Annotated in this window: 8 protein-coding genes; all 8 read left to right on the plus strand. The window is 71.0% G+C overall.

Annotated features, from left to right (window positions below; translation table 11 throughout):
- The first annotated feature begins 13 nt into the window (after window positions 1-13).
- The 8 genes from ACFYR0_RS36260 (at window position 14) to ACFYR0_RS36295 (ending at window position 9,060) form a co-directional block, all read left to right on the plus strand.
- The gene (locus ACFYR0_RS36260) at window positions 14-376 is read left to right on the plus strand and encodes a DUF3099 domain-containing protein (RefSeq protein ID WP_389338133.1); all 363 of its coding nucleotides are present in this window, start codon (window positions 14-16) and stop codon (window positions 374-376) included.
- Between the two features lie 476 nt (window positions 377-852).
- The gene (locus tag ACFYR0_RS36265) at window positions 853-1,869 is read left to right on the plus strand and encodes a type III polyketide synthase (RefSeq protein WP_386387278.1); all 1,017 of its coding nucleotides are present in this window, start codon (window positions 853-855) and stop codon (window positions 1,867-1,869) included.
- Between the two features lie 25 nt (window positions 1,870-1,894).
- Window positions 1,895-2,452: a cupin domain-containing protein gene (locus ACFYR0_RS36270; protein WP_389338136.1), complete on the plus strand. Its 558-nt coding sequence runs from the start codon at window positions 1,895-1,897 to the stop codon at window positions 2,450-2,452.
- A 5-nt stretch (window positions 2,453-2,457) separates the two neighbouring features.
- Window positions 2,458-3,606, plus strand: coding sequence for a DegT/DnrJ/EryC1/StrS family aminotransferase (locus ACFYR0_RS36275; protein ID WP_386387273.1), 1,149 nt, complete (start codon window positions 2,458-2,460; stop codon window positions 3,604-3,606).
- A gap of 301 nt (window positions 3,607-3,907) precedes the next feature.
- Complete coding sequence (locus ACFYR0_RS36280; RefSeq protein WP_389338140.1) at window positions 3,908-5,491, plus strand: class I adenylate-forming enzyme family protein; 1,584 nt, start codon at window positions 3,908-3,910, stop codon at window positions 5,489-5,491.
- Between the two features lie 223 nt (window positions 5,492-5,714).
- Complete coding sequence (locus tag ACFYR0_RS36285; RefSeq protein WP_389338143.1) at window positions 5,715-6,788, plus strand: polyprenyl synthetase family protein; 1,074 nt, start codon at window positions 5,715-5,717, stop codon at window positions 6,786-6,788.
- A gap of 65 nt (window positions 6,789-6,853) precedes the next feature.
- Entirely contained in the window at window positions 6,854-7,618 is a 765-nt protein-coding gene (locus tag ACFYR0_RS36290; protein WP_389338146.1) for a helix-turn-helix transcriptional regulator, read from the plus strand.
- 161 nt (window positions 7,619-7,779) lie between these two features.
- Window positions 7,780-9,060: a cation:proton antiporter gene (locus ACFYR0_RS36295; protein WP_389338149.1), complete on the plus strand. Its 1,281-nt coding sequence runs from the start codon at window positions 7,780-7,782 to the stop codon at window positions 9,058-9,060.
- Window positions 9,061-9,254 lie beyond the last annotated feature (194 nt).

Genomic DNA, 9,254 nt, shown 5'->3' on the forward strand with positions numbered 1-9,254 from the left:
CCACGGAGGCCCGATGAGCACATCGCACTGGCGCCGGGAAGCCCCCCGGGCCGAGTCCATCACCAAGGCACGCACCGGCCTGACACAGGATCTGCGCGGGCGCCAGCGCCGCTATCTGGCGGCCATGCTGGTGCGCACCGCGTGTGTGGTGGTCATGGCCGCCACCTGGAGCCGCTGGCCCGTCGTCGCGGTCGGCGCACTGGTGGGTGCGGCGTTGATCCCCTATCTCGCCGTGGTGGCGGCCCAGGCCGGCTGGCGTCAACAGCGCGGTACGAGACCCGCGTTGGCACCGGTGCACACGGAGCCGGAGGCGGCACCCCGTGTCGTCCTCGAGCCCACCCTGATTCTGCCGCCGGAGCACAACTCCGCCGCCTAAAAGCCCACTTGAGGCCCGCAAGGGCCGTCGTGGAGATCAAGTCGGCGTGAGCCAGGTCACTTTGGAGTGACCTTGGCGGGGCGCTGCCAGGCGTGTCACTATTTCAGCACGCCTTCCCTGCCCAAAATCCGCCGTGTCCAGGCGGTGGCGCCCATCGCTCGCACATCTTCGGGCGATCTCGTCGAAGCCGCCTCGTAGCAGGGTTTCCGCGTACAGGCTCCCGCACGGCCCCGGGCGTTCGCCCCTGGCATGCCGTGCCGCTCTGTACCCCCGTCACCACCATGCACCCCGTGGGGCCGTCGTTCGCCGACCGCCCCACGGGGTGCATGGTGCTGCGCCCGGCCGGGCCGACGCCCTGCCGGGTGGCGCCGGAGTGCGCGAAAGGCCCTTCACGCAGGCAGACTCTACAGAAAGTGGAATCCAGGATGCCTAGGCTCTGCAAGCCCGCGGTGCACGCGCCGGAACACATCATCACGATGGAAGAGACTCTGGAATTCGCCGAGAGGGTCCACGCTGGCAAGCCGCAGCTTCCTCTGGCACTCCGCCTGATCCGGAACACGGGCGTGCAGAAGCGGCACCTCGTGCAGCCCATCGACAAGACCCTCGAACACCCGGGTCTGACCGAGCGCAACCGCATCTACGAGGTCGAGTCCAAGAAGCGCACGCCCGCGGTCATCGAAGAGGCTCTGAAGAACGCGGACGTGGCGGCCCGTGACATCGACGCGATCATCTACGTGTCGTGCACCGGCTTCCTCATGCCGTCGCTGACCGCCTGGCTGATCAACAAGATGGGCCTGCGCTCCGACACCCGCCAGATCCCCATCGCCCAGCTCGGCTGCGCGGCCGGCGGCGCGGCGATCAACCGTGCCCACGACTTCTGCATGGCCCACCCGGGCAGCAACGTCCTGATCGTCTCCTGCGAGCTGTGCTCGCTGTGCTACCAGCCGAGCGCCGACGACATCGGCTCGCTGCTGTCCGACGGCCTGTTCGGCGACGCGGTCGCCGCCGCCGTGGTGCGCGGCAACGGCGGTGTCGGCATCGAGCTGGAGCGCAACGCCTCCTACCTCATCCCGGACACCGAGGACTGGATCTCCTACGCCGTCAAGGACACCGGCTTCCACTTCCAGCTGGACCGCCGCGTACCCGGCACGATGGAGCCGCTCGCCCCGGTGCTGCGCGAGCTGGCCAAGGACCACAGCTGGGACGCCGGCAACCTGGACTTCTACATCATCCACGCCGGCGGTCCGCGCATCCTCGACGACCTCGCGAAGTTCCTCGAGGTCGACCGCACCGTGTTCCGGCACAGCTGGTCGACCCTGACCGACTTCGGGAACATCGCCAGCGCCGTCGTCCTCGAGGCCGCCCGCCGGCTGTTCGAGGAGGAGCCCCCCAAGGCCGGCGCCACCGGCATCATCGCCGGTTTCGGCCCCGGCATCACCGCCGAGATGGCGCTCGGCACCTGGGCGTCCGACTCGACGCGCACCATCGCCTGAACCCGGGACAAAGGAAGCGAAGGAAATGACCGACCTCATTGTCCCGGCGGGCGCGGGGCGCAAGCTGATCACCCCGGCGCAGGAGGTGACGTTCAAGGCCACCAAGGAGATGGGCTCCTCCGTGTCGATCTTCGAGGTGGTCGTGCCGCCCGGCTTCGACGTCGGCGCGCACGTGCACGGCGAGGCCGAGGAGTTCTTCTACGTGCTGGACGGAGAGCTGGACCTGCTGGCCTTCGAGCCGGTCGAGCGGACGAAGGACAACTGGCACACCTGGCAGTCCGCCAAGGGCGACCGCGTGATCCGCGCGGGCGAGGGCAGCGCGATGTTCGTCCCGCCCGGCACCCCGCACGCGTTCCGCAACGCCACGGACAAACCGGCGCGGATGCTCTTCCAGTGCTATCCCTCGCCCGTCCACGAGGACTACTTCGAGGAGATCGCGGAGATCTGGTCGCGCGGCAAGGCGGTCGACGCGGCGGCCGTGGAGGAGATGCGCCGGCGTTACGACGTCCAGCAGCTCACTCCGCTGCGCTACGAGCCGCCCGCCCCCCTTCCTTCCCAGCCGGCAACAGAGCGTGGAGCGTGAGCACCATGGACAAGATCCCCCTCGTCTACGCGAGCCTGGGCGAGAAGGAACTCGCCGCCGTCGCCGAGGTGTTCGCCTCGGGCTGGCCGGCCGGCCAGGGCCCCCAGGGCAAGGCCCTCGAGGCCCAGCTGAAGGAACGCTACGGAGCCGGTGACGCGGTCGCGGTCAGCAACTGCGGCGCCGCCCTCCACCTGGCGATGCTCGCCTTCGGCGTCAAGCCGGGCGACGAGGTCATCGTCGCCGACTACACCTTCCCCGCGCCCGCCCACGCGGTGCGCTACGTCGGCGGCACCCCGGTCTTCGCCGACGTACGCCGCGACACCGGCACCATCGACCCCGAGGCCGTCGCCGCGCTGGTCACCCCGCGCACCGTCGGCATCATCGCCGTCGACACCCTCGGCCTGCCCGCGGACTACACCGAACTCCAGCAGATCGCCGACCGCCACGGCCTGTTCGTGATCGAGGACGCCGCCTGCGCGGTCGGCGCGACCTACAAGGGCCGCGAGGCCGGCTCACTGGCCGAGGTGGCCTGTCTGTCCTTCCACGGCCGCAAGGGCGCGACCGCGGGCGAGGGCGGTGCCCTGATCGCCGCCGACCCGGCCATCGGGGCGGACGCACGCCAGCGGTCCTCCTTCGGCATCGGCAGCATCTACGACCAGGCGCAGGTCATCGACATGCCGATCCCGCAGTTCACGGAGATCGGCTACAACTTCAAGCTGTCCGACATCGCCGCCGCGATCCTCCAGGTGCAGCTCGGCCGCATCGAGGAACTGCTCGACCGCCGCCGCGCCGTCGCCGCCCGCTACGCCGAGCTCTTCGCCGACGAGGAGCTGCTGACCACACCGTACGTACCCGCCGACCGCACCCACGCCTGGCAGTCCTACCTGGTCACCCTGGCCCCGGGCGTGAACCGCGCGGGCGTCGCCGCCGAACTGCGCGAGCAGGGCATCGGCTGCCTGCACGGCACCTGGGCCAGCCACCTCCAGCCCGCGTTCGAGGCCCGGCAGGTCTGCCCGGTCTCGGCGGACCTGTTCCAGCGCAACCTCGGCATCCCCATGCACGCCGAGCTGACCATGAGCCAGGTCGAGCGCGTCGCGGAAGCCGTCCGCGCCGCCGTCCGCACCCACGCCACGTCCGCCCGGCGCGCCGCCTAGGCGCACCCACGCCACGAGCGGCCGACCCGCCGCCTGGGCGCACCCACACCCGAGAAGCCGGCCGGCCCGCAGGACACTCTCCCGCGGGCCGGCCGGCTCCTTGCGTTCTGCTCCCCGGGCAGCCGCAAACCCGCGTAAAGGCCCTGACCGTCGGCTTTGCCGGGAGTCCAGCGGCACTTGAGACGCGGTTCATACGCTCCCGACGCCCCCCGCACACAGCCGCGGCACCTCGGTTCGGCCCGGCCACGGATCCCGCACATGCGCCGTTGACCTCGCAGCGCGCCCAAAGGAGACAGACCCCATGAAGGGTTCCACGGTCTACAAATCGATACAGAAGCGCGGTCTTCACATCGGCCTTCTGCCGGAGATGGCCGCGGCCGTCAACCCGTCCACGCCCATCACACTGGACCACGACCTGGACGTCCTCCCCGAGGTGGGACGGCGGCTGACGGTGGCCCAGTACGCCGAGCACGTGGACGACCTGGCGGCCCGCCTGTGGGCGGCCGGCGTACGCACCGACGAGCGTGTGGTGATCTTCAAGACCGCCAACGCCGACCACTGGATGCTCGCCGCCGCGGTGTCCCGCATCGGCGGCATCGTGGTGAACCTGTCGCCCGCCCTGGACGCCGAGACCGTCGCCGTCCTGCTGGAGCGGCTCGACCAGCCGTCCCTGCTCACCGACGGCACCAAGCTCGACCTCCTGGCCGACGTGCCGCTGGCCGGCCTCACCCGGCGGGTGATCACCTCGGCCGACCACCGGCCGGGCTCCGTCTCGCTCACCGAGCTGGCCGGTTCGCCCCGCGTCAAGCCGGTCGTACGGCCCATCGACGAGGCCGCCGTCATCACCCACACCTCGGGTACCACCGGCATCCCCAAGCTCGTGGTGCACACACCGCGCACCCAGGGCATCCGGCTCCTCCCGCAGTGGCGGCTGCTGTCGCTGATGCGCAGGAAGGAGACGGTCGCCATCAACGTGCCCTTCGTGCACTCGCGGATGGTCGCGGCGATGTCCCTGGCTCTGCTGAAGGAGTACCCGGTCCTGCTGATGCGCGAGACGGGCCCCGCCGAGGTCGCCGAGCAGTTCATCAAGCACCGGCCCGCCTTCATCGAGGCGCTGCCGAACTCCTTCATGGAATGGGAGGAGCTGGCCGACGACCCGCGCGCCCCGTTCGGGTCGGTGAAGGTCTTCAGCAGCACCTTCGACGCCATCCACCCCGGCACGATGAGCAGGCTGCTCAAGGCGTCCGACCGCAGGGGCGCCCTGTTCTTCCAGATCTACGGGCAGAGCGAGGTCGGCCCCGCCGTCGGCCGCGCCTACTTCCGCCACTCCGCCCACAAGGCCAACGGCCGCTGCGTCGGCTGGGCCATGCCCAACGGCGCCGCGCGCATCCGTGTGGTGAGCCGGGACGGCCACACCCCGTCCGAGGCGAACCCCGGCTACATCGAGGTCGCCTGGGACGGCATCGCCAAGACCTACCTGGGCGAGCAGGACCGCTACGACACCAACCGCGACGGTGAGTGGTGGCGCACCGGGGACGTCGGCTACCGCACCAGGTTCGGCTGCCTGCACATGCTCGACCGCGAGGTCGACATGATCCCCGGGGTGCGCAGTTCCCTGGAGGTCGAGGACGTCGTCCTCGGCAAGCTCAGCGAACTGAGCGAACTGGTCGTCGTGCAGGGCCCCAACTCCGAGCCGGTCCCGGTGATCTGCACCGTCGACGACCAGCCGCTGGACCTGGGCCGCTGGCGCGCCGCGGTCGCCGACTTCCCGCAGCTCGCCGAGCCCTTCCAGATCCCGCAGGCCGAGCTCCCCAGGACCGCCACGCTCAAGGTGCAGCGCCTCGCGCTCGCCCGGCGCTTCGAGGAGCTCCAGAAGTCGGCCTGACCCGCGCACGACGCCTTCAGGGAGTGCCCCGCAGCCGGCCGGGCACTCCCTGAAGGCTGTCTCTCGCGGGCCGTTCGGCAAGCGCTCGAGGCGTACCCGACCACGCACCTCTTCAATGACGGCAGACGACCGGACCGCGCCGTCCTCCCGAGTCCCAGCCGACCAGCGCCGTGCACCACGCCGCGACCCACCTGCTCACAGGCCCCGCTCAAGGAGATACGCAGTGACCACCGACGTGACCTCCCGGCCCGCCGACGGCCAGGAGACGACCGCCTCCGTGCGCCGTGTCACCGATGACCTGCTGGAGCGCGTGGAGCACAGGCTGCGCTCGTTCCTCGCGGCCGAGCGCGACCGCTTCGCCGAGGTGGACGACCGGGCGGCCGTCGTCCTCGACACGCTGTCCGAGCTGGTCGCCTCGGGCGGCAAGCGCATCCGGCCCGCCTTCTGCATCACCGGCTATCTCGCCGCCGGCGGCGACCCGCGGGACCCCGCGATCGTGGACGCCGCCGCGGGCCTGGAGATGCTGCACGTCTCCGCCCTCATCCACGACGACGTCCTGGACAACTCCACCCAGCGACGCGGCAAGCCGACCATGCACACCGCGTTCGCCGAGCACCACGAGAACAGCGGCTGGCGCGGCGAGGCCCGCCGCTTCGGCGAGGGCATGGCCATCCTCATCGGCGACCTGGCCCTCGTCTACTCCGACGAGCTGATGTCCCAGGCGCCCGCGGGCCTGCTCGCGGAATGGCACCGGCTGCGCTCCGAAGTGCACGTCGGCCAGTGCCTGGACGTCACCGCGGCCGCCGAGTTCTCCGTCGACCCCCGCCTGTCCCGGCTGATCGCCCTCATCAAGTCCGGCCGCTACACCATCCACCGGCCGCTGGTCATGGGCGCCGACGGGGCCGGCCGCCCCGACCTCGCCGCCGCCTTCGCGGAGTACGGCGAAGCGATCGGCGAGGCCTTCCAGCTCCGTGACGACCTGCTCGACGCCTTCGGGGACTCCGCCGAGACCGGCAAGCCCGCCGGACTCGACTTCAGCCAGCACAAGATGACGCTGCTGCTGGGCTGGGCCATGCAGCGCGACGAGCACGTCAGCACCCTGATGACGGAGCCCGGCCACACCCCCGACGAGGTGCGCCGCCGCCTGCTGGACACCGGTGTCCCCGAGGACGTCGAACGGCACATCGCCGACCTCGTCGAGCGGGGCCGCAAGGCCATCGCCGACGCCCCCATCGCCCCGGCCTGGCGGGCCGAACTGGCGGACATGGCCGTGCGCGTCACCTACCGGAAGAACTGAGCCCGCCTTTCCGGCACCTCCGGCGGCAGCACTGGACGAATCACCGCGACCAGGAGCGCCCTTCCATGGAGCACTTAGTACGGCACGCCGTCACCATCATCCGAGAGCGCTTCTGGGAGCCCCTCACGCTCGACGACCTCGCACAGAGCGTGATGCTCAGCAAGTACCACTTCCTGCGGGTGTTCAGCCGGGTCACCGGCGTCACCCCGGGACGGTTCCTGACCGCCGTACGGCTCCAGGAGGCCAAGCGCCTGCTGCTGAGCACGCCGCTCAACGTCGCCGACGTCTCGGCGCGCGTCGGATACAGCAGCACCGGCAGTTTCACCCGCCGCTTCACCGAGTCCGTCGGGCTCTCGCCCACCCAGTACCGCAGACTGTCCGTCGCCGCCCGCGGCGGGCCCGGTGAGCCCGAGCTCGCCGAAGCGCTCCCGGCCACGGCCGCCCCGCCGCCGGCGGCGGGCTCCACCGGCTCCGTGACCGGCGTGCTGCACGCCCCCGGCATCGACGTCTCGACCGTCTACGTCGGAGCCTTCGACGGCGCCATTCTGCAAGGCGTCCCCGCGTCCTGGAGCAAGGCCCGCGCACCGGGCGACTTCACCCTCGCCCGCGTCCCCGAAGGCACCTGGTACATCCACGCCGTGGCCGAGGGCGCCGACCCCGCGGACACCGGCGGCCCCGAACGCTCCCTGCTGATGGCCACGTTCGGCCCGGTACGGGTGCAGAGCCGCACCGGCCGCCCCCTCGACATCACGCTGTCCCCCATGGACTGGACCCGGCCCCCGATCCTGACCGCGCTGACGGGCCTCGCCCCGCAGCCGCTGGCGGCCTGACCAGGCCGGTCGCGCCCCCAGGCCCGGTCGGCCCGCCCCCCACAACTCGTCGCCGCGTTCCGCCGCCCCCGACCCCCACCTCACGCCGCCTGCCCCTGCCCGCGCGCCCGCCCCACCCGCACCGGACGCGCGGAGAACACCGGCTAACGGAGACAGACCGTATGAACACGCATCAGACCACGTCCCTGCTCATCGGCCTGGCCGCCATCGTGCTGCTGGCACGCCTGTTCGGCATGCTGGCCCAACGGCTCGGTCAGCCGGCGGTGATAGGCGAGGTCCTGGCCGGCATCACGCTGGGCCCGACCCTCTTCGACGGGGCGGTCTCCGACGCGCTGTTCCCGGTCGACACCAGGCCGCTGCTCAGTGCCCTCGCCGCGGTGGGCATCGCGGTCTTCATGTTCATCGTCGGCCTAGAGGTGGACGGCGCGCTGCTGCGCGGCAACGGAAGCCTGGCCACCACCGTCTCGTTCAGCTCCATCCTGGTGCCCTTCGGCCTCGGCATGCTCCTCGCGCTCTACCTGGCGGACGACTACGGCACCGACGACAAGACGGCGTTCATGCTCTTCATGGGCATCGCCATGGCCATCACGGCGTTCCCGGTACTGGCCCGCATCCTCACCGACCGGAAGATGACGCACACCACCCTGGGAGCGATGGCGATCGCCTGCGCCGCCATCGGCGACGTCCTGGCGTGGATCCTGCTCGCGGCCGTGGTCGCCGTCAGCGGCTCGGCGGGCGCCGACCAGTGGCGCATGCTCCTGGCCGTCCCGTACCTGCTGGGCATGCTCTTCGTGCTGCGCCCCCTGCTGCACCGTTACGCGGATCGCCGGACGGAACGGCTCCGGCTCACCCCGACCGTCTTCGCCTGCGTCCTGGCGGGCCTGCTGCTGTCCGCCGCCGCCACCGAGTGGGTGGGGCTCCACTACATCTTCGGCGCGTTCCTCTTCGGCGCCGTCCTGCCGCGCACCGGTACCGAGCGGCTTCGCACCCAGGTCCACGACCGGCTCGGACAGATGACCGGCACCCTGCTGCTGCCGGTGTTCTTCCTGGTCTCCGGCCTCCAGGTCGACCTGTCGAAGCTGGACATGAGCGGCCTGGGCGCCCTGGTGCTGATCCTGCTGGTGGCCGTGGGCGGCAAGTTCATCGGCGCGTTCGCCGCGGCCCGGCTGAACCGGATGCCGACCCGGCAGTCCGCCGCGCTCGCCACCCTGATGAACACCCGTGGCCTGACCGAGCTGATCGTCCTGAACGTCGGCCTGCAACTCGGCTTCCTCGACCAGGACCTCTACTCGCTCATGGTCGTCATGGCCGTGATCACGACCGCGATGACGGGCCCGCTGCTCAACTGGATCATCGGCCGCCCGAAGACCGGTGACGTCGAGGCGACGCCCTACGTGCCCGGGTCCACCAGCGAGGCAGAGACCGTACGCACGGCTGCCTGACCTCTCCGATCCGCAGTCTTCTTCCGAGGAGTCCTCATGCTCGGCTCTCACCCCACCCGGTCCGACGGGAGGACCGTGCGGCGTCTGGACCGTGTCGTGATCCGGTTCGCGGGGGATTCGGGTGACGGTATGCAGCTCACCGGTGACCGTTTCACCTCGGAGACGGCGTCGTTCGGGAACGATCTGTCGACGCT

The sequence above is a fragment of the Streptomyces sp. NPDC005017 genome, from assembly GCF_042873115.1.
Classification (GTDB): Bacteria; Actinomycetota; Actinomycetes; order Streptomycetales; family Streptomycetaceae; genus Streptomyces.